Origin of the sequence: Leptospira bourretii, from assembly GCF_004770145.1 — a bacterium.
In the GTDB taxonomy this organism is placed as follows: Bacteria; Spirochaetota; Leptospiria; order Leptospirales; family Leptospiraceae; genus Leptospira_A; species Leptospira_A bourretii.
In genome coordinates, this window is record NZ_RQFW01000018.1 from 382,418 (window position 1) to 406,213 (window position 23,796).

The following is a 23,796-nucleotide window of genomic DNA, read 5'->3' on the forward strand; positions in this document are numbered from 1 at the left end:
AGAGAATAAAAAATGAAAACATTAACATGGAATGATTTGATCACAAATTTGGATTTGTATCCTGAACTTCATTTAAACTTTGAATACGAAAAAAAACAAACTATATTCCCTAATTACCATATTACCGAATTCAAATTGGCAAAAATTCAATCAGTCGATTGTGGTGGGAATTCTGATTCTTGGACAGAAATTATTCTGCAAGTATTAGAGCCAAAAATTGAAAAAGATACGGAATCGATGACACTCTCGAAAGTGAACTCCATTATTAAAAAAGTAACAAATGTAATGGAGATACCATCAAATGCAATTTTACGCATTGAATTTGGGAACGATCAATCGGCAATGCGTCAATACTTTGTATCGGAAATGATTCCAATGGAAAATGCACTTCTCATCCAATTAAAAGATGGAAAAACAGAATGCAAAGCATCTACAAGTTGTGGTCTTCCCAAAGATGTTGTTAGCTTTCCTAAATTAGAAAAAACAAACTCAAGTTGTTGTTCTCCTAAACAAAAAAACGAAACGAATGAACCAGCAGGCTGTTGTTAGGTGAAGGTTTTATCTTTTTTCGATAGATTCCTTACTCTTTGGATCTTTGGAGCAATGGTGGTTGGGTTATTGATCGGAAAATTTTTACCATCAGTTGTTTCCGGATTTTCCACTCTTTCCATTGGAACTACCAACATCCCATTGGCCATTGGACTCGTCCTTATGATGTATCCTCCTCTTGCGAAAGTAAAATATAGAGAGATGGGAAAAGTGTTTCAGGATGGAAAATTATTAGCACTTTCACTATTACTCAACTGGATCATCGGTCCCATCCTTATGTTTTTTTTGGCCATTGTTTTTCTAGGCAATGAACCAGAATATCGAACTGGATTGATTCTCATTGGCCTTGCTCGTTGTATTGCGATGGTGATTGTTTGGAATGATTTAGCAGAAGGTGACCGTGAATATGGAGCGGCACTAGTTGCTTTGAATAGTATCTTCCAAGTTTTCTTTTATAGTTTTTATGCTTATTTGTTCATAACCATTTTTCCACCTTATTTTGGTTTGGCTAGATCGGAAGTCTCAATTCAAATTGCCGATATCGCAGAAACTGTTGGGATTTATTTAGGGATTCCTTTTTTTCTCGGATTTCTATCTAGGTATGGATTCGAAAAGATTGGAAAAAAAGAATTCTATGAAACAAAGTTCCTACCGAAAGTTTCACCATTAACACTTTTGGCACTATTGTTTACGATTATCGTAATGTTTAGTTTAAAAGGCGAAATGATCTTTGAACTAAGTGACGACGTGGTTCGAGTGGCAATTCCCCTACTTTTGTATTTTGGAATTATGTTTTTTCTAAGCCTTTGGATTGGATACAAGTTAGGAGTGGATTATTCTAAAAATGCGGCAGTGAGTTTTACGGCTACAGGGAATAACTTTGAATTGGCGATTGCTGTGGCCATTGGTGTTTTTGGAATCCAAAGTGGTGCCGCCTTTGTTGGCGTGATTGGCCCTCTCATTGAAGTCCCAGCACTAATTTTACTTGTTAAATTTGCAATTGGATTTCGGAACAAGTTCTATAAAGGAAATAACAAAATTCTATAAATAAGAGATTTTAATCTTTAGTGTGAATTTATTTAATACTAAAGTTAAAAACTTTAATTTACTGATCATTCCAGTATTTGCATTTTTTACTTGGAGAGGTTAGAAATCCATTTTTGGTATCTTTTTGTCAATCCTGCCAATCGAATTTGATCCATCATAAGTCGTATGATAGGTGATACTTTGACAGTAGGTTTTTTATTTTCTGACAATCGATTCAGTTGGTAACGAACCATTGCCATATTGGCCAAACCTTTTAAAGTTTTAGATTTCCATTTTGGATCAGGCAAATGTCTCTCCGAATGGGAATTTGTTTTCCAATCATTGGGAAGATTTGGATTGAGGGCCAAGGCAGTGGCAATGCCCACTAGCGGAACACCCGAATCCAAAACTGATTCTGCAATTTGTTTCCTGCGAATTCCACCAGTAACTAAAATGGGAACCGTTGCTGTTTTTGCTACCTCACTGGCAAATTCCAAAAAATATGCCTCTCTGGAAATGGTAGATCCATCCCGGGATTCACCTTGCATGGCAGGGTCTTCATAATTTCCACCAGACAATTCAATAAAATCAACACCTAACGTTTGTATTTCGGATATTACTTCTTTTGCATCCTGAAACTGAAACCCACCTTTTTGAAAATCAGCAGAATTTAATTTTACAGCAACAATGAAATTTGGTTTTACTGTTTTACGAACAGCTTGGATCACTTCTAACAAAAATCGTGATCGATTTTCTAAACTACCACCCCACTCGTCCTTTCTTTGGTTGGCTATGGGTGATAAAAATTGACTGATCAAATATCCATGAGCCGCATGAATTTCCACTCCGTCGAAACCAGATTCCTCGGCCAACAAAGAAGTCTTTGCAAACCTTTGGATGGTTTCTTCTATCTCTGTTTTTGTCATCGCTCTTGGTTTTCCTAAAAGTTTGGAAAGTTTTCCAATATCCACTGCAATCGCAGAAGGAGCCCAAACTTCCCCACCTAACTTAGCTAATACTTGTCTACCTGGATGGTTGATCTGCATGATGATCTTTCCACCTGCCACTTTTGCTTTTGATGACCATTGGCGAAATCCTTCTAATCGGGAACCTTCTTCTAAAACAACACCACCAGGACCAGTCATAGCTCTATGGTCCACCATTACGTTTCCCGTGATCATTGTCCCAACTCCACCATGTGCCCAAGTTTCATATAAATTCCAAAGGGCTTTGTCTGGTTCTAAATGAGGATTGGAAAGATTTTCTTCCATCGCTGCTTTTACAAGTCGATTGGGCAAAGTGATACCATTGGGGAGAGGGAACGGAGAAAATAGGAGAGAATTGGAATTCATTTGTCTAGATTAGACAAAAACTTAAACCCAGAGATGGATGTATCCTTTAGGAATTTTCTCCTTTTTTTCGTGCCCGTTTGTTTTCGTACAAACGGCTATCCGCAACCGCCACCAAGGTTTCAGGTTCATTTCCGTCATCGGAAGAAAAGGAAATGCCTATACTGGATTTGATTTGGAGTTTGGTGGTTTCGAATTGAATTTCTACTTCCACCATGTTTCTTGTCTGTTCCAAGCGGTATAAAATGGATTCTTTGGATTCCTTATGGATGAGAATCAAACCAAATTCATCTCCGCCGAGCCTTGCCAAAATATCTTGGTTTTGGATGAGACGTGAAAGTCGTTGAGCAAACTGAACAATATAAAAATCTCCAGCTGCATGCCCGTAGGCATCATTTATTTTTTTGAGTCCATCCAAATCAAATAAAGCGACCGTTAAAAAGGATCCATCGTTTGTAATTTGAGAAAGGCCCTTTCTTAATCCATCATAAAATGCCGAACGATTGTAAATACCAGTGAGTGTATCGTGGCTTGCCAGGTATGCCATTGATTGAAGGCTTTTTTCTTTTTCCGCCCAACGATATGCATTGTGTAAAACAGCTGCCATTGTACCAGATAACATATTTAGCACATACGTATCGTTAGATGAATAAAAACCGACTTTAGAACTATAAACTTTTAACACTCCTAATACTTCTGTATCAAAAAATAAAGGCAGAACGATCATAGAGCGAAGGCCAACAACACGGCATGCCTCTCGGTTGACTCGATCATCTTCTTCGGAATCGACACAATACAAAGTGGATCTTGATTGGAGGCTAAGACCGGAAAAACTGCCTTTTACGGGCAGTCTAAGTCCAATTTGTTTTTCAGCTTTGCCACTGGCTGCACGATAAACCAAATCTTCACCTTCCACAAGTTCGAAAACAGCACCTTCAGATCCAGTAATTTCTTTGGCACGGAGAGTGATACGATCTAATAAATATGGAACATCTGGTTTAGCAGCTGTTAACTCTGTTTGGAGTTTGAGTATTCTTTCTAATGTTGAATCAGAAGAGGAGCTTTCCATAGACTGTCTATGGAAAGAGATTCCAAACTCCTCTATTTAAATCTAGCTTAATTTGCGAATTCCCTCTGCGATACAATAATTGGCAATCGCAAGTAAGATATGAAAGATATCAACGTTCAGGATAGACCCTGTAGATCCCTTCGTACCAATCACAAGACCAGCAACAATAAATAAAACCGAACCAATGATTCCCATGATTGCTGCATTTGATTTTCTTGGGAAACGAACTAGCGAACTAATGAGGATGATGAACATAGCAATTCCACCAACGACTGTCGAGTAAATACCCAGTGGGTAGAGATAAGAAAATGCTAAGTAAAGAAGAAATGCGACAGTTATGAAGAGGAAAAAAGTTTTTTCCGATAAAGAACGAAAAGTGAAGTGGAAAAAAGCGAGTCCCAAAAGAGGAACACCCACACAACCCGACAAACCCACAAAAAAACGATAGATAGAATCCAGTGTATTGATCCCAAGAAAATGAATCGAACCAAGACCAGCAGAAATTCCGATGATGGCAAATCCATAAAGGGCGGAACGAGAGGGAATAGAAGGCTTTCCTACAAATCGGTAAGCCATCGCCAAGGACACTAAGGAAAGAATTAAGTCTGAGAGGAAAGTTGAGAAAACCATGGCAGGAATTAGAACTAATTGAATATAAAAAACAAGATAAATTAAACCTCCAAAGGAATTAATTTAAGGAACAATGACTCTTTGGGATTTGAGAACTATGTCTTGAATGATGTTATCCAACTCCTTAGCAGATTCCAACAAGTGGTCTAAACTCCGAAGTTCCTCTTCTCTGGACAAAGTACCCAATTTTATCAAATCAACAAGACCCATGATCCGAGCCAAGGGGTTTCGCACAATATGGGACTGGGTCCAAGCGATGGCTTTTAATTTTTCATTTTGAGTTTGGATGGCCGTGATTTGAAAGACCCGTTCTGTCACATCGTGAAAATTATCCACAATGCCACCAATGGATTCGTCATCGATTAAGTTGGTAATGGTCGACTCCACCCACCTCCATGATCCATCTTGGTGTTTGATTCTAAAATTATGACTAGGGAGAGAACTTCCAATGGGGATGTGACGAACATCTTCCAATCGTTTGGTGATTTTTGTAACATCATCTGGATGTAGGAAATCGAATAAGTTCATGTGCATCGCATCGGATTCCGAATAACCCAAAACTTTTGTAATGGACGGGGAAACATATTTTGCTCTACCTTCTGTGCTAAGGATAGCAATCACATCGATTCCATTTTCTACGAGAGCTCTGTATCTTTTTTCACTGGCCACTAGTTCCATTCGTTTGGCCATCAAATCAGTGATGTCTTTTGAAAAACAAGCAAGGCCAGTGATATTGTTTTCTGCATTGCGAATGGGATTAAAAAAAACTTCTCTGTGTTCTTCTTTTCCAGTGATGGGACTTATAAATCTTTCGTATGTTTTAAATGATTCGCCAGAAAGTCCTCTTTCATAATAACCCTTCCACTTTTCGTAAAAGGCTTCTCCTTGGCTCATGATGAGAACGGAATCTCCTTCTTTTGCGAGGGCACCACGAAGAAATCCCATCACATCTAAAAAAGCTTTATTGGCGGCAATCAAACAGAAGTTAGAGTCAAGTGACCAAATCAAATCTGATGTACCATTGATAAGAGCTTCCTGGTTTCTTTTGACCCGAATGAGTTTTTCTTCTGCAATGACTTTTTCGGATATGTCTCTTGTCACACTGAGAACAGAAATAATTTCTCCCGATTGGTTCTCTAATGGCACAGCCGTACTTTCCATCCAACGTTCGGTTCCTTTCAGTCCAATGATTCTAAATCTTGTACTCGACTTGATTCCTTGGAGTGCATTGTGATGAATCGATTGATAGAATTTTAAATCAGCAGGGTTTACTAAATTTTCTACTTTTTGTCCAATCGCATCTTCTGGGTTACTTGCTTCGATCATTTGTAAACCAGCAGGGTTCATTTCGACAAGAATCCCATCTGGAGAAACAACCTTTACACATTCTGGTTCGGATTGCAAGATTGTACTGAGTCTTAATTCTTGTGCGAGTAAACTTTGATAAGCTTCTCTTTGTTCGGTGATGTCTTGGAAAATTCCCACAATTTGCATGGGTTCGTTTTTTTCATTTCGAATCACTTCTGCAAGTGAATGCACATATTTGACTTTTCCAGTTGTTGTGACCAGTCGGCATTCCAAATCATAACTGATTCCTTTTTCCAACACCTCTTTCATATGTTCGGTAGCAAGTTCCCTATCCTCTGGATGAACAAATAAATAACCTTTTTCTAAATCAACTGGCATAGAAGAAGGGTCCATTTCTAAAATATGAAACACACCTTCTGACCAATGTAAAGTTTGGTGAATAAAATCCACTTCCCAATGCCCAAGTTTTCCAAGACTTTCCATTTGCCTAAGAATGAGTTCTTGTTTTTTACCTTCCCCTTTGACAGAAGAAGGAGGGATCATTTTGTCATTTTTTTTCTTTTTCAAAAGGGCACTCCCGAAAACAGAAGTATGATTTTGTCAGAGTGAGAAAACGAAGTCAGCCTTTTTTTTAGGCAAAAAACTGAAAATCTAACATTTGAAAGATGGATATTCTACCACCAGGGATACGAAGGATGCCGCAGGCACCCTGGTTTGGCGATAGACAAATCAGGGGGAAGCGAACGCGGACTCCGAAAGTAGCCCGCCCGGGTGGCCAGAAAATGGATCAGGAGATTATTTTCTCAAAACAGATGGCAGTGGGATCTGTTATCCATTTACCAAAAGCGGGAATTTCTTTGAATCCAAAGTTTTTATATAGACTTAATGCCTCTGGTTGTGGGGCACCAGCTCGTAAAATCATGGAAGAATAATGATCCATTCTCGCTTGTTTTTCTATGTCACTTAACAATGACTTGGCGACATTATTTTTTCGAAACTGGGAACATACAAACACGGCGTCCAACTCGCATTGCGTATCGCTGAACTTTGTATATGCGGCAGATCCCATAACTTCACCCGTTACGGAATGTTCGGCGAGGAAAAACCTTCCCTGAGGAGACAAAAAATCCTGGAAGTCCATTGGATTCGGTGCTTGGAATCCATATCGAATTTGGATTTCTTCCCATAGCCGGTCCATACAAAGCTTAGAGTTTGGATCGAGAGTTTCGACCATTCGAATCGCGAAATTTTGATTCATCAATGTAGAAAGATGAACTTCCTTATATTAAAATTTGCAAATATATTTTTTTGGTGGTGAGATATTGTTGGATGGTGTATAGGGGAGTTATTGGGTGGCGGGTGGTCACACCCCACCCAATCAGGGCGGGGATACCTACATCCAACCTGTACCACCCACACCCCAAAAAAAAGCCCCCATTCCTGGAGGCTCCCTTTCGACCGACTTTCTTTTTGAAAATCTTAGTCTTTTTTAGAAGCTGCTTCTTTAATTACGTAAGCTGCAATTTCGTTCTTTTGGATTTGAGTCGTTCCTTCGAAGATCGTGAGGATTTTAGAATCTCTCATTAACTTCTCAACTGGATACTCTTTCGTGTATCCGTATCCACCAAAAATTTGAACTGCGTCAGTAGCACACTGAACCGCACATTCAGAAGCGTATGCTTTAGCAATCGCAGAGTATTTTGGAAGGTTAGGATCGTTTGCATCAGAAAGACGAGCTGCTTTGTAAGTGATTTCTCTTGCAGTTTCTACTTTGATAGACATATCAGCTAACATGTGTTGCACTGCTTGGAAAGTTCCGATTTTAACACCGAACTGTTCTCTTTCACGAGCGTAACGAGCTGCATGGTCAAGTGCTGCTTGTGCCACACCCACACCCATAACTGCTACGAATGGACGAGAAGCATTCAAAGTTTGGAGAGCGTAAACGAAACCGAGGTTTTCTTTTCCTACGAGTGCGTCTTCACCTACTTCACAATCTTCAAAGATCACTTGGTGAGTGGAAGATGCTCTAATTCCGAGTTTATCTTCTTTTTTACCAACAGTAAGACCTTTTGCGTTACGTGGAACGTAGAAACAAGAAACTCCACGAGTTCCACGGTTTTTATCAGTATAAGCAAATACAGTAAAGGCCTGTGCATCAGAAGCACCAGTGATCCATTGTTTTGCACCATTGATGATCCATTTGTCGCCTTTTTTCTCAGCACGAGTGGTCATACCAGGAACGTCAGAACCAGCACCTGGCTCAGACAAACAGAAAGAAACTCCGAACTTTCCGTCCGCAATTTCAGGAAGCCATTTTAATTTTTGTTCGTGAGTCGCACCTTTTAGAATTGGAAGGATTCCAAGACCAGTGTAAGCAAATCCTAATGCGATTCCAAGGCATCCACGAGAAAGTTCCTCGATGGCTAAACACTGTTCTATCGCACCAAGTCCCCATCCACCGTATTCTTCTGGAATGACAAGACCGTTAATTCCAAGTTCCGAACGCATTTTATTGATGAGTTCTGTTGGGTGTTGGTTTTTCTCATCCCAGTGCAATGCGACTTCATGCGGGATTTCTTTTTTAACGAAGTTACGAACTAAATCTCTGATTTCAAGTTGTTGCTCTGTGAATTGGCTATACATTCCGGGATGTTCCTTATGAGAATGGGGTATTTACTACCTTTTTTCGTACGACCCTTCCTGTGCCAAGGGTTTTTCTCTCTTTACAAGAAAGCAAATACACTGTAAAATTTTCCATTTGTATGGCTAAATCGTGTTCTTTATTCCACAACCTCCGACAGCTGTCTGCTGTTCTCCTCATCACCGTTTCCTTTGTCCTAGTTTCCTGTGCGGGTCGTCCCAAATACGAACCAAAGGCAAACTTAGGTTATGCGAACTTTGAAGTTTACTTCCAAGAGAAGTTAGCCGAGAGTAAACGTAAAAACCATAGACCAGGAAATGAAGAACGTTATATCAGTTTTGGTAAAAAAACTCCCCTAGCATTTTTATACATTCATGGGTTTGGTGCTTCTCGTGCAGAAGGAGAAGAGGTAATGGAAAAATTGGCCAAAAAATTTAAAGCCAATACCTACCTACTACGTCTGCCGGGTCACGGAACCAACAAAGAAGACCAAAGAGACCAAAGCTTTAACAACTATTTAGATGCATCTCGGGAAGCATTATATATGATGCAGTCCCAAGGGGATCGTGTGGTTGTGTTTGGAAGTTCGATGGGAGGCCTTCTTGCGACTTGGCTTGCTTCTGAATACCCTGAAGAAGTGGATGGACTCGTATTAGCAAATCCATTTTACGCACCTGTGGATGGAAGTTTGAATATACTCAACTATCCCGGTGGACTTACCTTCATTCATTTGCTCAAAGGAAAAGTCAGATCCTCCGCCCACAATAACAATCCTAAGGTGTTGCCAGAACGAAATAACTTTTGGTATCCAGAACAATACTATTCAGCCCTTGTGGGTGTGAATGATTTAAAAAACTATGCAGCAGTTCCTGCTGTGTTTCGCAAAGTAACATCTCCCGCATTACTCTTGTACTACTATAAAAGTGAAAAAGAACAAGACCCAACGGCCAGTGTTCCTAAAATGTTAGAAGGTTATACTAACTTTGGATTAGATAAAACTCCAAATCCACTCAACCGAAAGGTGGTCGTGGAAAATGGAATGCATGTTCTGATGTCGAAATGGGTGATCACAGACAAAGCTTTTATTGAGGCCCAAACAGAAAAATGGCTCACAGAACTTTCTAAGTCGAAGTAAAAACAGTCTATAGATGTAATGGTAGTGCAAAACTACCAAAGGAGATTTGATTCCATGAAAGCATCCAAGGAACGCATCGCACTTGTCACTGGGGCCAACCGAGGGATAGGGAAACAAGTCTCCATCGATCTTGCAAAACAAGGAATCTATGTTCTGATTGGAGCTAGAAATCCGGGAGAGGCCGAAGATACTTTAGCGGCAGTAAAAGCTGTAGGCAAAGGGGAAATCCTTTCTCTTGATGTTTCGAAAGAACAAAGCATCAGCGAGGCTCTTGACACCATCACAGGGAGTTTCGGTAAATTAGACATCCTCGTAAACAATGCGGGAATCTTTGCCGATCCCGGTTCCTTCTTTGATACCACAAGCGAAGACTTACATAGAACCCTTCTTGTGAATCTTTACGGTCCCCTTCGATTGATCCAAACTTTTCTACCTATGATGATTCAGAATGATTTTGGTCGTATTGTCAATGTTAGTTCAGGCATGGGACAACTTTCTGATATGGGCGGTGGGTATCCCGCCTACCGTATCTCTAAAACAGCCATCAATGCCCTCACCAATGTAGCAAGCGGGGAAGCTGTGGGTAAAAATATTAAAATCAATTCGGTTTGTCCTGGTTGGGTAAAAACCGATATGGGTGGTGCCAGTGCCACAAGGCCTGTCGAAAAAGGGGCAGAGACTATCGTTTGGGCTGCCACCTTACCGGATAATGGGCCTACGGGAAAATTCTTTCGGGATCAAAAAGAAATCCCTTGGTAGGTGGGCAAAGCCAATGCTTTTAATCCAATCGCTTTCCGCTACAAGTACGATGATTTTGACTAAGGCCTAAAATGGATGACATAAAATTTAAACTCCTAGTTTTACTCTTAATTATATCCACAAATACAATATTTGCGAAATCAATCGATACTTCAAAGTTAGAAGAGGGAGATATTATTTTTCATGAATCAAAGTCAGAACAAGCCACAGCAATTAAATTAGCAACGAAATCTAAATACACCCATGTTGGGATTATCTTTCAATATGGAAAAACATTCAAAGTATTAGAAGCCATTGAACCGGTCAAAATCACCGATCTCCCAAAATTCATTGGGAGAGGAACAAACAACCATTATGTGATTAAACGCATCAGTAATGCAAAAACAAAACTGACACCAGAGACCATTCAAAAAATGAAAGAATATGGTAATTCCTTACTTGGTAAACATTATGATCTTTACTTTGAGTGGTCGGATGATCGAATTTATTGTACGGAACTTGTTTGGAAACTTTATGACAAGTTTACAGGCATCCAACTAGGAAATTTAAAAACCTTACGAGACTTTGATTTATCTTCTAAACCAGTCCAAACTCTCATGAAAAAAAGATATGGAAAAAATATTCCGTATGTTGAACCAGTCATCTCCCCCGTTGATATGTTCCAATCAAACGAATTAATTACTGTGATAGAGTGAAATTGATAGATAGTTGCCTAAGGTGAATCGCGTTACCAGTTTTACAAAAATTCGAAAATGATTTCTCGAATCGTTGGATTTATCTCTAGAATTTTTGGATAGAAAGGCAAGTTTTCAATCATAGATCTAGTTTTATAACCAAACAAGGCATTCAAATCGCCTTGTTTAATTTAACCACATACGTTTATATGTTAAGCCATTTCTCCGAGTAATTTATCAAGTTCCAAATAACATTCGGCCATACCATCAGCCGCACCGGATTCCACCATCATCTTACAAACCTCTGGCGATGCATAACGACAGAGATGAATCATCAGTGTTCGATTCCCTTCAGCGGTAAACGTACGAGATTCGAAAGTAGCATTCGGATCTTCAGGAGCATTTTGATCAAAAGTTGACATGTCAAAAATGTAATTTTCTGTATTGGCTAATTTCTCAGGAACGACAACCTCTCGAAATGTTCCGTATACACCAGATTTGTTTCCGTCTTTATCCGCATAAAGATACAAGTATTTGCCACCAACTTTCAGATCTTGTTTACAAGTATCAAGAACCATACCTTCGGGACCAATGAGCCATCTTTTCATTAACTCCGGTTTGGTGTGACAATCAAAAACCAATTCCCTTGGTGCGTCGAAGTATCTTTTAAACACAACTTCTGTTTCACCTCGACGTTCCATCTTTACTACATTTTTCTCCGATTTCATTTTTTCTTATCCCCTTTCGTTTGTATTGTTTGTAATTCGACAAGTAGTCCATCTAACCCCTGATATCGCTTTTCCCACATCTGGCGGTATTTTTCGATCCAATCGATTGCTGTTTTAAGCGGTGCTGTTTCCAAACGACGAGGCCTTTCTTGGGCACGGACAGTAGTGGAAATAAGACCTGCTTCTTCTAAAACTTTAAGGTGTTTGGAGATGGCAGGTTGGCTCATCCGAAAGGGTTTGGAAAGTTCCATAACGGTTAAGTCCCCTTTCGCAAGGCGCATAAGAATCGCCCGACGAGTAGGGTCAGCAAGAGCAGAGAATGTGGCATCAAGAGTTTGCATAACTAATTAGTTATATAAAAAAGTGGATATATAACTGGGAAATGTCAAACAAATTTTTAGTAAAATATCCAAAAAGGATAGAATGTCCTATTTTTTTTTGGGAGATTTAGGATTTCAAAGGATCAGTTTTAGTTGGATCTGATTCCAACCTGTCTAAAAAAAGAATACATATTAGATAACTCATAAAGTATCAAAAAGAAACGAAAAAGAAAATACAAATGAACATTCGTAAAATCAGGAAAAACAATATCGAAATTGCTGTCGTTGATTCGGACGAAACCCTGATCACCAATGGCTCCACGGCTCTAGACTTTTTTGCCACCATCCAATACGATTCGGGATGCGAGCGTTTTGTTTTGAAACAATCACATCTTGTCTCGGACTTCTTCGATTTAAAAACGGGCCTTGCCGGAAACGTATTACAAAAAATTGTCAACTACCGGATGAAACTGGCTATCGTTGGTGATTTTTCTATTTACTCCAGTAAAAGTCTCAGTGATTTCATTTATGAAATGAATTCGGGGAGAGATGTTTTTTTTCTGAATTCAGAAGAGGAAGCAATAGACCGTCTAAGTGTCATTTAACGAAGGAAACAACGACTGGTTTATCTGTTTTTGTTTTGAAATTTCTTATTTAAACAAAAACAGAATCAGTGAAACCACACTAAAACGTTAGATTTTCTTTTTCCAAAAAAACGATCTTCGATAACAAATCAATATTATGTTTTTCGATTGTGTTGGAAAGACCTATCCCCATGAGTTCAAAAACTCTTTGGGATAATTCAATCGAGTCAATTTTTTGATCCTTAAATCCATAAAAACCCAAAACCCCGATGGTTTGGTTATGCACTGTAAGCGGAAACTCCATAAGACAAGATACACCTAGTTCCAATAAATGTTCGCGAACATTTTGACCCGAGGTCTCTCGAATATCATTTAAGAGATTGGCAGAACCAACAATGGTTTGGGTAGAAAATTTGGATTCTTCTTTGGAAAACCTTTTTCCTTCATAGATCCCATGTACATCTCCTTCTACTAGGCTATATTCCCAATTTTCCCCAATTTGGGTAGTTATGAGTCCCAGTGGTAACCCAAAAAGTTTCGTTCCCGTTTGTAGATAATTTCGGCAAATCGTTGTTAGATCGTTTGATTTAGTAGAGAGAAGCCGAAACAACTCTGCCAATGAATGTTTCACAAAAGAGGCAGTATTTAAAGTTTGTGAAATCAAATTTTCATTTTTAAATTGTATCAATTCTTGGCTAAGTTGGTCTGCAATCACATCGATGAGTTTTAGATTCTTAAATTTATGTTTGAACTTATCTTCTACTACCATTCCAATCACTCCGATCACAGTCCCAACATTCGATCGAATGAGATATCCCAAATACATCGCAGAGGTTTTTTCATGAAGGGCCTCGATAAGAGGTTGAAAAAAAGATTCATCACCTACTAGATTCTTTTCAAAAATCATATTGGAATCCACGACTTGATGGCAAGGAAGAGAGTATTTAGAAACAAGATCAGGAATATAAAAATCCGAACGACTGTGGAAAGCCAGCAAACGAAAGTTTTGTGATTCGGGAGACATTCCAAAATCCATGTGGTTATGATTTCAGGAATCCTTGCAATGGTTTCTACGGTTTGGTTCCAGACATGTTCAGAGGACAAACCCAAACCAAAGGAATGTAAGTCATCAGCAAGTTCTGCTGCTAAAGAAGTTCCGGAAAAATAGTTGTTAGGAGCCAATTCAGAAAGCATACAAACCACCTCTCTCTGTCCATCGCACCTTGTTTCGAAAACGAGATGAATGGTTGTATGGAATCCTCCTAGGTTTTACATTTTTGTTTTACCTCTGGTTTTAAAATCCTTTTAAAAGACAGATCGATCGGATACGATTAGAACATGGCTAAAAATCTAAATTTAGCATTGCAACTAAAGACAGTCGAATTATGGAATTACTCTCTCAGGCAGACCACAAAACATCAGCTCGGTGGGCGCTAGATTGTGTGGAAAGAGTATTTTTCTATTATGAGAATTCCGATTGTATGGATCATCATCCCAAAGAAGCCCTAAATGTATTAAAAGAATGGATTAAGACAGGGAAGTTTAGCATGGCCGTGGTGCGAAAGGCTGCTTTGGATTCCCATGCTACAGCAAGAAAGATAGAGATGGATCATCCAGAAAAGTCTGTGGCTCGGGCAGCCGGACAAGCTGTCGCCACCGCCCATGTAAAAACCCATGCCATAGGTGCTGCCAATTATTCCGTGCAAGCAGTCTTTAGAGCCAATGAAAATCTGAATCCCGAACATTCTGTCCGAAAAGAAAGGGATTGGCAATACAATCATTTATTACAATTATTGGCAGAGTCCAAGGCCAGCTAACAATGTTTGTATTCGAAAAAGCAAATCATAATTTTAGAAAACCAATCTTAACCTTTTGTTTTATTTTTCTCATTATGTTAACGTTGTTCTTCGACAACTATGAGTCATATGCGTTTACGCCAAAAAAAGAATTTGGTTTCAGTTTGTTTTTTTCATTTTTCTTTAACTCTTCCCTTTCTGAATGGTTTACCAACGCAGTTTATCTATATATGTTTGCAGACAATATAGAAGATGTAGTCGGACATTTTTATTTTTTCCTTCTCTTTCTATTTTTTGGAATTCTCGCAAACCTAACTTATTTTATATCTCATATGAATTCCATTATACCAATTATAGGGACTTCTGGAGTTATTTCTGGATTTTTAGGAATGTATTTTGTATTTTTCCCCAACGTAAAAAGTACTATGGTTTTTGATCGTGCTAGTTTTCGCAATGTGCCAATTTTAATCAGTTTGAGCGTTTGGATTCTCATCCAAACCTATTTCTATATCGTAGAATTTCACAACCATACGAGAAGCACTTATGCTGGCCAAGTAATGACCTTTTTAATAGGAGTCACCATCGCTCAAATCTTTATCCGATACAAATTTTTAGATCGGCTGCAACATAATATTCGTCTATCGACTTTTATCAATAAAACTGTCCTTTGTCCTTCTTGCAGTAATCCAATCCCGGCCAAAAAATATGGTAGGTTGCACTGTTCGACTTGTAATACAAATTTCTTTTTCGATCGTCATGGAAAAAAATTTCTATAAATTTATCCCTTCGATTGATTTTAATTTCTAAATTCTTTTAAAAAAGATTCAGTCATTTAATTTCTCATCGACAATTCTTTTCTATTGTTTAGTATCCTCCGATACCTAACGGTTGGAGAATGTAAATGCAAAGAATCTTGTTCCTTTTTCTTGTTTTAACCCTCTGCATTCAGCCTATTTTTAGCGAAGTAAATCCAAATTCTCTCGGACTTCCTAAAGAAGGTTATTATATCATCACTTACAAAAACTATTCAATTAATTTAGAGATCAGCGCAAACGGATACGATGTTCGAGACGGATCTTCAAATGAGGATTCATCAGGGCAAGCAGACATCAATTACTGGATCATTCCAGGAAAAAACAAAATTAAAATTCGGCTCACAGAAAGGAAAGGCAAACAAAAAGAAGGCCTGCCAAAAGAAGCAGAAGTCAAACTTATCTTAGGCCAAAAAGGACAATTCCCTGACGAAGGAATTCCTCTAAAACACTTTCAGTGGCCGGACCAAACACAAGCCAACTTGGGAGAATGGACTGAGTTAGAATTTGACCCACCTTTTGATCCACCAAGTCAGTTGTGGAAACAAGCAGAGTCTATTTCACTCACAAAAGAAAAAGAAACTTCGGTAATTGAGTTTGCCTCGGAATTTACCAAAATTTTAAACACAAAGGATCCTAAAAAAATACTTTCAATGATCCAGTTTCGTGCACAAGACACTTCAGAAGTTCGTTATTATCCGTATGTAGAAGCAGATGAACTCAAATCCATAAATGATATGACAAAAGCCATTGGGTCGAGTTGGAAATTGAATACTAAGAACATCAAATTTACCTTACTGTGTAACAACCAAATCCTAAGTGTCACGGATCATAAAGGAGAACCCATCATTACTTCCAAAAAAGGAGCTTCCATCCCTCTTTATTTAAGTTGGATGAATGGCAAATGGGTCATTGTTCGGTAAAGAAATTGACTTAGAATTTATTGACTTAGTAATTTACTTGATCTCCCTTTATCCATATATTCCACTGCATGAAGGGAATTAGGAAATCCGTTCTATCTGTTCGCATGGTTAAAAATCATCTTAGTCTTGTCATCCCGTGTTACCGTGAATCGGAGCGACTTCCCAAATTCTTAGAATCTCTTTTAAAAACATTCAAAGGTTCTAAGTCTGTAGATTTTTTGGTGGTCGATGATGGAAGTCCACTTGCTGAATTCGAAATTTTAAAACAGAAAATCAACCATCTACTTTCCAATCCTCAAATTCAATTATTAAGATATGAAACCAATTTAGGAAAAGGAGGAGCCATCCAATTTGGACTCAACGTTGCGAAAGGAAATTATTTTGGTTTTGTTGATGCTGATGGCGCCACTCCAGCCGAGGAAGTGTTTCGCACGTGGAATCATATAAACCTTCATCCTGAGATTGATTTACTTGCTGGTTCACGAATTATCATGATGGGAAGAAATGTAAAAAAGTCTTTTTATCGACACCTTACCAACAGAATTTTTTCATTTTATTTTACTCTTGTGTTTCGAATCCAGATGTATGATCCTCAATGTGGCTGCAAAATATTCAAAAAATCTGCGTACAAACAGACTATTCATAAAATTTCCGACTTACGTTGGTTATGGGATACACAATTATTAGTTTTATTGATAAGAAATGGATTCAATATCGTGGAGTTCCCCCTCGACTGGCAGGATATCCCAGGATCCAAATTTAGTTTTTTAAGAGATTCCGTTCGAGTGGTCTACTCGGTTTGGAAATATAGAAACATTCATTAACCAAATAGAAATCAAGATCCTAAATTGTTCTCTTCATACGTTCCGAGATGGCAAATATCTTTTTTGGGGAACTAATCCCTTTTAATTTGTGTTCCCCAAGTTCTTCCCATCGAACAGGAATTTGTTCTGCCAAACTTTCGGAGGCCAAAACTGCTTTCCCTAATTCCCCACACATCCCAGCAATGCGGCTCGTTAAATTTACTGCTTCCCCAATCACTGTAAAATCGAGTCTCTCCGTAGAGCCAATGTTTCCATAAAGAATTTCCCCTGAATGCAAACCAACACCATGATGGATGGGTAGTTTTTCTTCTAATTCTCTGGTTTGGTTGTGCGAAAACAATCTTTCCCCTAACTTTCTAACAGCGAGAAGCACTTTTTTACCAACAAAGGTTTTATTAGATTCGGAATATGGAAATACAGCTAAAATTCCATCTCCCAACAATTTCAAAACTTCCCCGCCATGAGCTTCAATGAGTGGGATCGCTAAGCCAAAATAATCATTTAACAACTGTATGATCTCAGAAGGAGACAATTTTTCGCTCATCCCAGAATAATTACGAATGTCAGAAAACCAAATCACTGATTTGATTTTGTCGAGTTCCCCCAAATAAATTTTTCCCGAATACACGGTGGAGCCGGTTCGTTTGCCTAAGTAGATACTTAGTAATGATTCTGTTAATTCATTCTGAATGAAATTCATCCATTGTAAGGAAATGATTTTTAAAACCTGATGTAAAAAATTACATTCTTCAGTTGACCAACCATTTGGTTTGTCCGTCACCAAACTTAAAAAAGCATAACTTGTCCCTTTTTGTAGAATGGGAACTGCCAAATATCCCGTGGCACCTAACGGAGCCAAATCATCCAGAATGGGATAAGGACGTGTTTCACTCTTGTGATCCGCAAAACCAAAGTAATACGGCTTTCTTGTAGACATTACATGTTGAACGGGGCTAACCGCAAATTGAGAAGTCTGCAATGATCCCAATCGAAAACGCACTTCCCGAAGAAATCCATTTTCAGATTCTATTGTTGATCTTGAATGTAACAAAGGAGTTGTTGAATCATCAAAATATTCGATTTTGTTTTTTGGAACCCAAGTATAAGACAAAGACTCCACTTGCGGATGAAGTGTACGCGTTCCCATATTGACTCTTACAATTTGAAAACCTTGTCTTTGTAAATAACCAATTCCTTTATCAAAAAGGTCTGCAGAAGACTTCACTTCCGGCATTTCGTTCGTATACCATTCTATAAAATCAGCGATCATTTTCCTATTTGACTTCCAAACTTCACTTAAGTGAGTCACCTTCTGTTTATTTTTTACATGAAACACAGAAACAGAAATTCACAAAAATTATTTCTCTAAAAATTTCAGTGTTTCCATGTTCTATTCTGTATTAAGGAGATTGAATCTACAACCACTCAGACCAATTGCAAGGAAATATTTGATTTAGAAAAAAAGGGGAAAAAAGGAAGGGAAAATTATGTTAAAACATCATACCCTGCCGATCGACAGGGTATGAATTTGGCCAAACTTATTTTAGTTTTGCATCCAAACGTTTTTGTACAGCTTCCATAAATTGGAAAGTATCCAATTCTTTTTTAGTAGCTGCTGTAGAAAGAGAAAGTAAGTCTTTTGTCATTTCACCACCTTCGATGGTTTCAATGATTGCTTCTTCCAATTTAAGCGCAAAGTTCACGAGTTCTGGAGTTCCATCCAGTTCCCCACGTTTCGCAAGTGCTCCCGTCCAAGCAAAAATAGAAGCCACTGAGTTTGTAGAAGTGGTTTCTCCTTTTTGGTATTTACGGTAGTGACGAGTCACTGTTCCATGTGCGGCTTCATACTCGTATTTTCCGTCTGGAGAAACAAGAACCGAAGTCATAAGTCCAAGGGAACCAAAACCAGAAGCAACCATATCACTCATAACGTCTCCGTCGTAGTTCATCATCGCCCAAAGTTGTCCACCTTCGTTTTTCATGATTTGCGCAACGGCATCATCAATGAGGTAGTAACTATAAGTAATACCAGCAGCTTTCATAGCAGCTTCTTGTTCTTTCGCCATTTGATCAAAGATATCACGGAAACGAGCATGGTATTTTTTAGAGATTGTATCTTTTGTTGCAAACCAGATGCTGATTTTTTCAGACAATGCATAAGTGAAACATGCCTTTGCAAACGACTTAATGGATTCATCTAAGTTGTGCATTGCAAGAGCAACACCCGGAGCTTTAAAATCATTTACAAGTAGTCTTTGTTTTTCTTTTCCAGAAGCATCTGTGTAAACGAGTTCTACTTTTCCTGGGCCATCAACAAGGATCTCAACGTCACGGTAGATATCACCGTAAGCATGTCTTCCAATCGCAATTGGTTTTTTCCAAGAGTTTACAGCTGCTGGAATGTTTTTGATGATGATTGGTTTACGGAAAACAGTTCCATCTAAGATGGCACGGATAGTTCCGTTAGGTGATTTCCATTCTTGTTTAAGGTTGTATTCTTTCACACGGTCTGCGTTTGGAGTGATGGTTGCACATTTAACACCTACGCCGTGTTTTTTGATCGCGTTAGCAGAATCGACTGTGACTTGGTCATCTGTTTTGTCACGGTATTCTACACCTAAGTCATAGTATTCTAAAGTGATGTCTAAATAAGGGTAGATGAAACGATCTTTAATTTCTTTCCAGATAATTCTTGTCATTTCATCGCCGTCTAACTCAACAAGCGGTGTTTTTACTTTAATTTTTCCCATTGATTTCTCCTAAACTCATTCAATTTTTGATTCGCATAAATACGTTTATATGGAATTCACCATATACAAATTCCAAAGGTAGTGACAAAACTCGGTAGAATTATTGATCGCTCCTGAAATGGTATGAATTCCCGTAAGGGATGTATATCTTTTTCTATAAGCATCTCGTTCAGAAATTCCGGAAAGTTTTGATTCCAATCGAATGAGAACCTCTTTCCAAGATTCACATTGTTCTTTTACCTGTGGGTCGGTCGCTTTGATTTTGAGATCTGTTGCTTTGGAAATCTGAATTTCCCAAAAATGAGTTGGGAATGCCGGCGGTGTATACCGATCCCGGATGGCTTCCAGATCCTTTTCAATGTCCTGATCTTTAAAAGCTGTAAAAAAGAAAAATCCGCTGATACGTAAGGAGAGAGGGAGGAAAAAACTAAAATTGCGATCGTAAGAGATCATTTGTTGGAGAGTCCATTCAGCAGATTTTCCGCTGGTCTTTTTCTCCGTAAAGGCCTTGGCATCAAAAGGAGCCAATTCATCAAAACAATATTGGGCAAACCGGAGTTTCTCTTTCCAGAATATTTCTAATATCTCCGTGACCATGCCTGTTTCGTTCATCTTGGATAGGGGAAAGTATTTTTCAAGTGCGAATCCTTTTTTAAGAACCAAAGTCAAACTTCTTCCACCCCGGTAGTCATGAAAGAAACCGAAGTCCTCTGGCGTGAGCTTGTGACAAAAAAAGAAGAATTCTTACATATCTTACGAATTCTGAATCATTATTATGAAATGCGAGGCGAAACCAAATCCAAACAGTATGCCTTCCGACGCCATTTGGCCGATTCTTCTCCTGAATCGGTACAAATCTTTTTTTCAAGGCTTGGGCCTTTTGAATACCAAGTGGCCTGTCGGGTTTTGCCAGAAGAGCAGGTTGAAACCTGGATTCATATCGATGGAATCGCAGAAGAAAGAGAAAGGCTAAAACAAATCGGCAATACAGAACATCCCGTCTTTTCGCTCGTTTGTCTGGGTGACTTGTTTGCTTTGACCCTTCCGAGCACCCTTCGCATTTAAAGGAAATCCCCAAGAAAAACCTTGATTCTTTTACAAACCCCCGTTAGGATTTGCCGGTGTTTCGGCAATTCTTTCGACTAGCTTTGTTTGTTTGTTTAATAACTCTGTTACCAAAAGAAAACCTACTAGCCCAAGATTTTAAAACCCAACACTTCCCCGATGAAGGTTATCTGCAAGCCTGGAACTTTACCTTTCGAAATGAAAAATACAATCTCTTTGCTACCTTCCTTGTCAGCAATTTTGGCCCAGGATCACATAACAATGGTATATCGCTACTTTTAAAACCAAAAGACCAACCAGTATTTTATTCCACCCGCGAATTTGATTCCGATGAATACGAATTTAAGAAAGGCCAGTTCTACCAAAGGAGTGGAGAAAACTGGATGGAATACAAAAACGGAATTTATTCTTTTTATATGAACTACGGGGATTGGGAAATCAAATTAGATTATAAACCAAGACGGGGTTCTGTTCCTATCTCCAAAGGGCGGTTCCCTTTGAAAGAGGAGGGTAAATTCGTACAAGCCGATATCCCCTTTTCCTATTCACAAGCCACTGGCACAATTCGTTACAAAGAAACTACGGAAGAAATCAAAGGAGTGGGAGGATTAGAACATATCCTCTCCAATGAACCCGTTTATCAATACTCCAAAAAATGGGAACTTGTCAGATCGATCACTAAGGATGGATACCGAATTTTTACAGGAGGATTTATTGGTACTCCCGATTTTCCAGGAGGATTTTTTCGCCGTGTGGCCGTTCTCGACAATTCTGGTCATCTGGTTTTAGAAGGAACTGTGGAACATGCCGAAGTTTTGGATTGGGAAAAAGAACCTACGTCTGGTTATACGATCCCAAAAACAGAAGTTTTATATTTTAACGAAGGGAAATGTTCTCTTCTTGTCAAACGAACTCGCTCCATTGCAACCATGAGTGCCTTGGAGAATATCTCATCGTTTTTAAGATTTTTTATTCAGTTGTTTTTTGCAAAACCTTACCAAATCCATTGGTATGCCGATCTAAAATTAGATTGTCCCATTTGGTCTGGGGAAGCAAAAGGTTACCATTCCAATTATTTGATCAATGAATAATTTATAAAATTCTATTTAGATTAACGTTTGTATCTTGCATCTATACAAACGTTAGTTGGAAATTAGCAGATACTCTAAAGGATAAACTTCTGTCCTTCATGGGCAATATGAACCTGCATTCCACCGGGTTTGACCAATCTTGCTTCATCTAAAATAATCCTCGCCACTTCATGGTCCGTATGATCCGGTTCATGGTGAGTGAGAACAACGGAACGAATTTCCATCATTTCTGCAAACTCAACAGCTTTGCTGACAGCAGTGTGACCCCAACCTAATTTTTTTTCCGCCTCAGCTGTACTATACTGAGCATCGATGATGATAAGATCTGCACCAGCAATCTGCGGTTTCATTTTGAGTAAATGTTCGCGATCTTCTTCCCGATATTCCACATCAGTACAAAATAAGAAAATTTTATTTCCTTCACGGATTCTATAACCAGTACAAGACCCAGGATGGCGAAGTCCAAAAGGAATAATTTTTAGACCACCTAACATATACGACTCAAACTCTTTCCAAAGATGGAAATGTTTTTTGGATGCCATTTGTTGTAAGGTCACTGGAAAATTTTCAGGATGTTGTTGTCGGATTAGTCTCTCTTCTAAGTTTTCAATACATGAGTAAAAGTGAATATTACAAGAAGGTGAATAACCAGGTTTAAAAAAAGGCCACCCTTGGATATGGTCCCAATGTGTATGAGAAACCAAGATATGAATGTCCATATCTTCCCCACTAAAAGCCTGCGGTGCCAATTGGTTGCCGAGAACCCGAAGACCCGTCCCCATATCTAAAATGACTTTTTCGCCGCCATCCCCTTCAATGAATACACAAGTTGTGTTCCCACCCAAATCTTGGGAAAGTGGAATCGGTAAATGATTCAAAAACTCCTCTTCCGAAAAAGAAGCGGGATCCTTTTTCCACTCTTCTTTGGCCATCTGAAGAATCTTTAGAGTTTTCTCCCGTTGTTCCGGTTTAGAGATCGGTGTGGGGAGTGATCCGCGAACACCAAAAAGAGTTATTTTCATCTAGTTCCTTTTAAAAATCCTGACAATACATCATCGGAAGGAATGCATTTGTTAGTTAGCCCAGAAATCCAAGAAAAACTTTGGAAGTTTACTACCAAAACTTCCTATCAATCAGACTACCTCCTGCAACCTAAAGAGCGGGGAAAAAAAATCGACCTAAAAAAATCTTTCCCGGGCCAGATCCAAAACTTTGTTTTGGAACTTGGATCGGGTTGGGGTGAAGTTGCCATCGAATTGGCAAAGAATGACCACCAAACAGGCTATTTGTTGATGGAAAAGAAGGTAAACCGAATCATCCACACCGAAAAACAACGACAAACGTTTGGTTTGGAGAATATCCGCTATATGACCGTTAACTTCCAGTGGTTTTTCGATGAACTGCTTGAGAAAGAAATTTTTGACAAAATCATCATCAACTTCCCAGATCCTTGGCCAAAGAAAAAACACCGCAAAAACAGACTTATGCAAGGCCACATGCTCGAACAAATTTACGATCTGTTGAAACCAGGTGGTCAGTTATTGTTTGCAACCGATTACGGCCCATATGCAAGACGAACGATTTCTTTATTTAGAAAATTTCCTAAATTTGTATGGGACAAAAAAGAATACGAATTCGAAAGACCCGGATTCCCGGTTTCCTTTTTCGAAGCAGAAAAAAGAAACGAAGGGAAACGAATCTATTATATAAATCGAACTAAAGTGAATTAGATATTCCAATTCACTTTAGATGCATTTGTT

The 23,796-nt window shown here is 38.8% G+C and carries 27 protein-coding genes; 13 read left to right on the plus strand and 14 right to left on the minus strand.

The features are described from left to right. Positions 1 to 12 precede the first annotated feature (12 nt). Both EHQ47_RS13770 and arsB read left to right on the plus strand, forming a co-directional pair. On the plus strand, positions 13 to 549 hold the full coding sequence (locus EHQ47_RS13770) for a DUF6428 family protein (RefSeq protein WP_135749795.1): 537 nt from the start codon (positions 13 to 15) through the stop codon (positions 547 to 549). Next, positions 550 to 1,596: an ACR3 family arsenite efflux transporter gene (gene arsB / locus EHQ47_RS13775; protein WP_135777382.1), complete on the plus strand. Its 1,047-nt coding sequence runs from the start codon at positions 550 to 552 to the stop codon at positions 1,594 to 1,596. An 86-nt stretch (positions 1,597 to 1,682) separates the two neighbouring features. On the opposite strand, the gene EHQ47_RS13780 is transcribed toward arsB, so the two are convergent. From EHQ47_RS13780 to EHQ47_RS13805, 6 genes are all read right to left on the minus strand, one after another. After that, complete coding sequence (locus tag EHQ47_RS13780; RefSeq protein WP_135777383.1) at positions 1,683 to 2,927, minus strand: NADH:flavin oxidoreductase/NADH oxidase family protein; 1,245 nt, start codon at positions 2,925 to 2,927, stop codon at positions 1,683 to 1,685. 46 nt (positions 2,928 to 2,973) lie between these two features. Next, positions 2,974 to 3,993 carry a sensor domain-containing diguanylate cyclase gene (locus EHQ47_RS13785; protein WP_135749792.1) on the minus strand — a complete coding sequence of 340 codons (1,020 nt, stop codon included), beginning with the start codon at positions 3,991 to 3,993 and terminating at the stop codon, positions 2,974 to 2,976. Positions 3,994 to 4,035: 42 nt separating this feature from the next. Then, positions 4,036 to 4,623, minus strand: coding sequence for a DUF6962 family protein (locus EHQ47_RS13790; protein ID WP_135777384.1), 588 nt, complete (start codon positions 4,621 to 4,623; stop codon positions 4,036 to 4,038). A gap of 63 nt (positions 4,624 to 4,686) precedes the next feature. Continuing rightward, entirely contained in the window at positions 4,687 to 6,474 is a 1,788-nt protein-coding gene (locus EHQ47_RS13795) for a PAS domain S-box protein (protein ID WP_425269577.1), read from the minus strand. Between the two features lie 244 nt (positions 6,475 to 6,718). Beyond that, on the minus strand, positions 6,719 to 7,189 hold the full coding sequence (locus EHQ47_RS13800) for a GNAT family N-acetyltransferase (RefSeq protein WP_135749789.1): 471 nt from the start codon (positions 7,187 to 7,189) through the stop codon (positions 6,719 to 6,721). Between the two features lie 221 nt (positions 7,190 to 7,410). Next, positions 7,411 to 8,577: an acyl-CoA dehydrogenase family protein gene (locus EHQ47_RS13805; protein ID WP_004785316.1), complete on the minus strand. Its 1,167-nt coding sequence runs from the start codon at positions 8,575 to 8,577 to the stop codon at positions 7,411 to 7,413. Positions 8,578 to 8,636: 59 nt separating this feature from the next. On the opposite strand from EHQ47_RS13805, the gene EHQ47_RS13810 reads away from it, so the two are divergent. The 3 genes from EHQ47_RS13810 (at position 8,637) to EHQ47_RS13820 (ending at position 11,164) form a co-directional block, all read left to right on the plus strand. Continuing rightward, a complete protein-coding gene (locus tag EHQ47_RS13810) occupies positions 8,637 to 9,710 on the plus strand; it encodes an alpha/beta hydrolase (protein WP_135777385.1) in 1,074 nt (357 codons plus the stop codon). A 54-nt stretch (positions 9,711 to 9,764) separates the two neighbouring features. Then, the gene (locus tag EHQ47_RS13815; protein WP_135777386.1) at positions 9,765 to 10,469 is read left to right on the plus strand and encodes an SDR family NAD(P)-dependent oxidoreductase; all 705 of its coding nucleotides are present in this window, start codon (positions 9,765 to 9,767) and stop codon (positions 10,467 to 10,469) included. Positions 10,470 to 10,540: 71 nt separating this feature from the next. Continuing rightward, positions 10,541 to 11,164: a YiiX family permuted papain-like enzyme gene (locus EHQ47_RS13820; protein ID WP_425269576.1), complete on the plus strand. Its 624-nt coding sequence runs from the start codon at positions 10,541 to 10,543 to the stop codon at positions 11,162 to 11,164. Between the two features lie 191 nt (positions 11,165 to 11,355). Here EHQ47_RS13820 and EHQ47_RS13825 read toward each other — a convergent pair whose 3' ends face one another. After that, the gene (locus tag EHQ47_RS13825) at positions 11,356 to 11,871 is read right to left on the minus strand and encodes an SRPBCC family protein (protein ID WP_135749786.1); all 516 of its coding nucleotides are present in this window, start codon (positions 11,869 to 11,871) and stop codon (positions 11,356 to 11,358) included. After that, positions 11,868 to 12,212 (minus strand): ArsR/SmtB family transcription factor, encoded by a 345-nt coding sequence (locus tag EHQ47_RS13830; protein ID WP_135777387.1) that lies wholly within the window; start codon positions 12,210 to 12,212, stop codon positions 11,868 to 11,870. Before EHQ47_RS13830 ends, EHQ47_RS13825 begins: the two co-directional genes overlap by 4 nt. 218 nt (positions 12,213 to 12,430) lie before the next feature. Between EHQ47_RS13830 and EHQ47_RS13835 the strand changes: the two genes are divergently transcribed. Beyond that, positions 12,431 to 12,796 (plus strand): DUF4180 domain-containing protein, encoded by a 366-nt coding sequence (locus EHQ47_RS13835; RefSeq protein WP_135749785.1) that lies wholly within the window; start codon positions 12,431 to 12,433, stop codon positions 12,794 to 12,796. Between the two features lie 79 nt (positions 12,797 to 12,875). Here the strand turns inward: EHQ47_RS13835 and EHQ47_RS13840 are convergent, their stop codons facing one another. Next, positions 12,876 to 13,682, minus strand: coding sequence for a GAF domain-containing protein (locus EHQ47_RS13840; RefSeq protein WP_244290358.1), 807 nt, complete (start codon positions 13,680 to 13,682; stop codon positions 12,876 to 12,878). Continuing rightward, complete coding sequence (locus EHQ47_RS19860; protein WP_244290359.1) at positions 13,679 to 13,969, minus strand: hypothetical protein; 291 nt, start codon at positions 13,967 to 13,969, stop codon at positions 13,679 to 13,681. Before EHQ47_RS19860 ends, EHQ47_RS13840 begins: the two co-directional genes overlap by 4 nt. Positions 13,970 to 14,160: 191 nt before the next feature. Here EHQ47_RS19860 and EHQ47_RS13845 point away from each other — a divergent pair, with 191 nt between their 5' ends. The 4 genes from EHQ47_RS13845 (at position 14,161) to EHQ47_RS13860 (ending at position 17,130) form a co-directional block, all read left to right on the plus strand. Next, the gene (locus EHQ47_RS13845; RefSeq protein WP_135777388.1) at positions 14,161 to 14,592 is read left to right on the plus strand and encodes a putative immunity protein; all 432 of its coding nucleotides are present in this window, start codon (positions 14,161 to 14,163) and stop codon (positions 14,590 to 14,592) included. Beyond that, positions 14,541 to 15,347: a rhomboid family intramembrane serine protease gene (locus EHQ47_RS13850; RefSeq protein ID WP_244290360.1), complete on the plus strand. Its 807-nt coding sequence runs from the start codon at positions 14,541 to 14,543 to the stop codon at positions 15,345 to 15,347. Before EHQ47_RS13845 ends, EHQ47_RS13850 begins: the two co-directional genes overlap by 52 nt. Positions 15,348 to 15,472: 125 nt before the next feature. After that, a complete protein-coding gene (locus EHQ47_RS13855; protein WP_135777390.1) occupies positions 15,473 to 16,306 on the plus strand; it encodes a hypothetical protein in 834 nt (277 codons plus the stop codon). Between the two features lie 104 nt (positions 16,307 to 16,410). Beyond that, positions 16,411 to 17,130 (plus strand): glycosyltransferase, encoded by a 720-nt coding sequence (locus EHQ47_RS13860; protein WP_135777391.1) that lies wholly within the window; start codon positions 16,411 to 16,413, stop codon positions 17,128 to 17,130. A gap of 19 nt (positions 17,131 to 17,149) precedes the next feature. Here EHQ47_RS13860 and EHQ47_RS13865 read toward each other — a convergent pair whose 3' ends face one another. From EHQ47_RS13865 to EHQ47_RS13875, 3 genes are all read right to left on the minus strand, one after another. After that, positions 17,150 to 18,400: an adenylate/guanylate cyclase domain-containing protein gene (locus EHQ47_RS13865; RefSeq protein ID WP_135749780.1), complete on the minus strand. Its 1,251-nt coding sequence runs from the start codon at positions 18,398 to 18,400 to the stop codon at positions 17,150 to 17,152. A 268-nt stretch (positions 18,401 to 18,668) separates the two neighbouring features. After that, positions 18,669 to 19,880 carry an NADP-dependent isocitrate dehydrogenase gene (locus EHQ47_RS13870; protein ID WP_135749779.1) on the minus strand — a complete coding sequence of 404 codons (1,212 nt, stop codon included), beginning with the start codon at positions 19,878 to 19,880 and terminating at the stop codon, positions 18,669 to 18,671. Positions 19,881 to 19,925: 45 nt separating this feature from the next. Further along, the gene (locus EHQ47_RS13875) at positions 19,926 to 20,492 is read right to left on the minus strand and encodes a hypothetical protein (RefSeq protein ID WP_208727448.1); all 567 of its coding nucleotides are present in this window, start codon (positions 20,490 to 20,492) and stop codon (positions 19,926 to 19,928) included. A gap of 78 nt (positions 20,493 to 20,570) precedes the next feature. Here EHQ47_RS13875 and EHQ47_RS13880 point away from each other — a divergent pair, with 78 nt between their 5' ends. Together EHQ47_RS13880 and EHQ47_RS13885 are read left to right on the plus strand one after the other, a co-directional pair. Next, entirely contained in the window at positions 20,571 to 20,945 is a 375-nt protein-coding gene (locus EHQ47_RS13880; protein ID WP_135749777.1) for an LIC_13246 family protein, read from the plus strand. A gap of 56 nt (positions 20,946 to 21,001) precedes the next feature. Then, positions 21,002 to 22,036, plus strand: coding sequence for a hypothetical protein (locus tag EHQ47_RS13885; protein WP_135749776.1), 1,035 nt, complete (start codon positions 21,002 to 21,004; stop codon positions 22,034 to 22,036). Positions 22,037 to 22,110: 74 nt separating this feature from the next. Here EHQ47_RS13885 and EHQ47_RS13890 read toward each other — a convergent pair whose 3' ends face one another. Further along, complete coding sequence (locus tag EHQ47_RS13890) at positions 22,111 to 23,058, minus strand: MBL fold metallo-hydrolase (protein ID WP_135749775.1); 948 nt, start codon at positions 23,056 to 23,058, stop codon at positions 22,111 to 22,113. Positions 23,059 to 23,106: 48 nt separating this feature from the next. Between EHQ47_RS13890 and trmB the strand changes: the two genes are divergently transcribed. Next, positions 23,107 to 23,766, plus strand: a complete 660-nt coding sequence (trmB, locus tag EHQ47_RS13895; RefSeq protein ID WP_135777392.1) for a tRNA (guanine(46)-N(7))-methyltransferase TrmB — start codon at positions 23,107 to 23,109, stop codon at positions 23,764 to 23,766. Positions 23,767 to 23,796 lie beyond the last annotated feature (30 nt).

Bases quoted from the DNA above. Each gene is read 5' to 3' on its own strand.
- EHQ47_RS13770 (WP_135749795.1), top strand. From the start codon at position 13: ATGAAAACATTAACATGGAATGATTTGATCACAAATTTGGATTTGTAT.
- EHQ47_RS13780 (WP_135777383.1), bottom strand. From the start codon at position 2,927: ATGAATTCCAATTCTCTCCTATTTTCTCCGTTCCCTCTCCCCAATGGT.
- EHQ47_RS13785 (WP_135749792.1), bottom strand. From the start codon at position 3,993: ATGGAAAGCTCCTCTTCTGATTCAACATTAGAAAGAATACTCAAACTC.
- EHQ47_RS13790 (WP_135777384.1), bottom strand. From the start codon at position 4,623: ATGGTTTTCTCAACTTTCCTCTCAGACTTAATTCTTTCCTTAGTGTCC.
- EHQ47_RS13795 (WP_425269577.1), bottom strand. From the start codon at position 6,474: ATGATCCCTCCTTCTTCTGTCAAAGGGGAAGGTAAAAAACAAGAACTC.
- EHQ47_RS13800 (WP_135749789.1), bottom strand. From the start codon at position 7,189: ATGAATCAAAATTTCGCGATTCGAATGGTCGAAACTCTCGATCCAAAC.
- EHQ47_RS13805 (WP_004785316.1), bottom strand. From the start codon at position 8,577: ATGTATAGCCAATTCACAGAGCAACAACTTGAAATCAGAGATTTAGTT.
- EHQ47_RS13815 (WP_135777386.1), top strand. From the start codon at position 9,765: ATGAAAGCATCCAAGGAACGCATCGCACTTGTCACTGGGGCCAACCGA.
- EHQ47_RS13820 (WP_425269576.1), top strand. From the start codon at position 10,541: ATGGATGACATAAAATTTAAACTCCTAGTTTTACTCTTAATTATATCC.
- EHQ47_RS13825 (WP_135749786.1), bottom strand. From the start codon at position 11,871: ATGAAATCGGAGAAAAATGTAGTAAAGATGGAACGTCGAGGTGAAACA.
- EHQ47_RS13830 (WP_135777387.1), bottom strand. From the start codon at position 12,212: ATGCAAACTCTTGATGCCACATTCTCTGCTCTTGCTGACCCTACTCGT.
- EHQ47_RS13835 (WP_135749785.1), top strand. From the start codon at position 12,431: ATGAACATTCGTAAAATCAGGAAAAACAATATCGAAATTGCTGTCGTT.
- EHQ47_RS13840 (WP_244290358.1), bottom strand. From the start codon at position 13,682: ATGATTTTTGAAAAGAATCTAGTAGGTGATGAATCTTTTTTTCAACCT.
- EHQ47_RS19860 (WP_244290359.1), bottom strand. From the start codon at position 13,969: ATGCTTTCTGAATTGGCTCCTAACAACTATTTTTCCGGAACTTCTTTA.
- EHQ47_RS13845 (WP_135777388.1), top strand. From the start codon at position 14,161: ATGGAATTACTCTCTCAGGCAGACCACAAAACATCAGCTCGGTGGGCG.
- EHQ47_RS13855 (WP_135777390.1), top strand. From the start codon at position 15,473: ATGCAAAGAATCTTGTTCCTTTTTCTTGTTTTAACCCTCTGCATTCAG.
- EHQ47_RS13860 (WP_135777391.1), top strand. From the start codon at position 16,411: ATGGTTAAAAATCATCTTAGTCTTGTCATCCCGTGTTACCGTGAATCG.
- EHQ47_RS13865 (WP_135749780.1), bottom strand. From the start codon at position 18,400: ATGATCGCTGATTTTATAGAATGGTATACGAACGAAATGCCGGAAGTG.
- EHQ47_RS13870 (WP_135749779.1), bottom strand. From the start codon at position 19,880: ATGGGAAAAATTAAAGTAAAAACACCGCTTGTTGAGTTAGACGGCGAT.
- EHQ47_RS13875 (WP_208727448.1), bottom strand. From the start codon at position 20,492: ATGAACGAAACAGGCATGGTCACGGAGATATTAGAAATATTCTGGAAA.
- EHQ47_RS13880 (WP_135749777.1), top strand. From the start codon at position 20,571: ATGAAAGAAACCGAAGTCCTCTGGCGTGAGCTTGTGACAAAAAAAGAA.
- EHQ47_RS13890 (WP_135749775.1), bottom strand. From the start codon at position 23,058: ATGAAAATAACTCTTTTTGGTGTTCGCGGATCACTCCCCACACCGATC.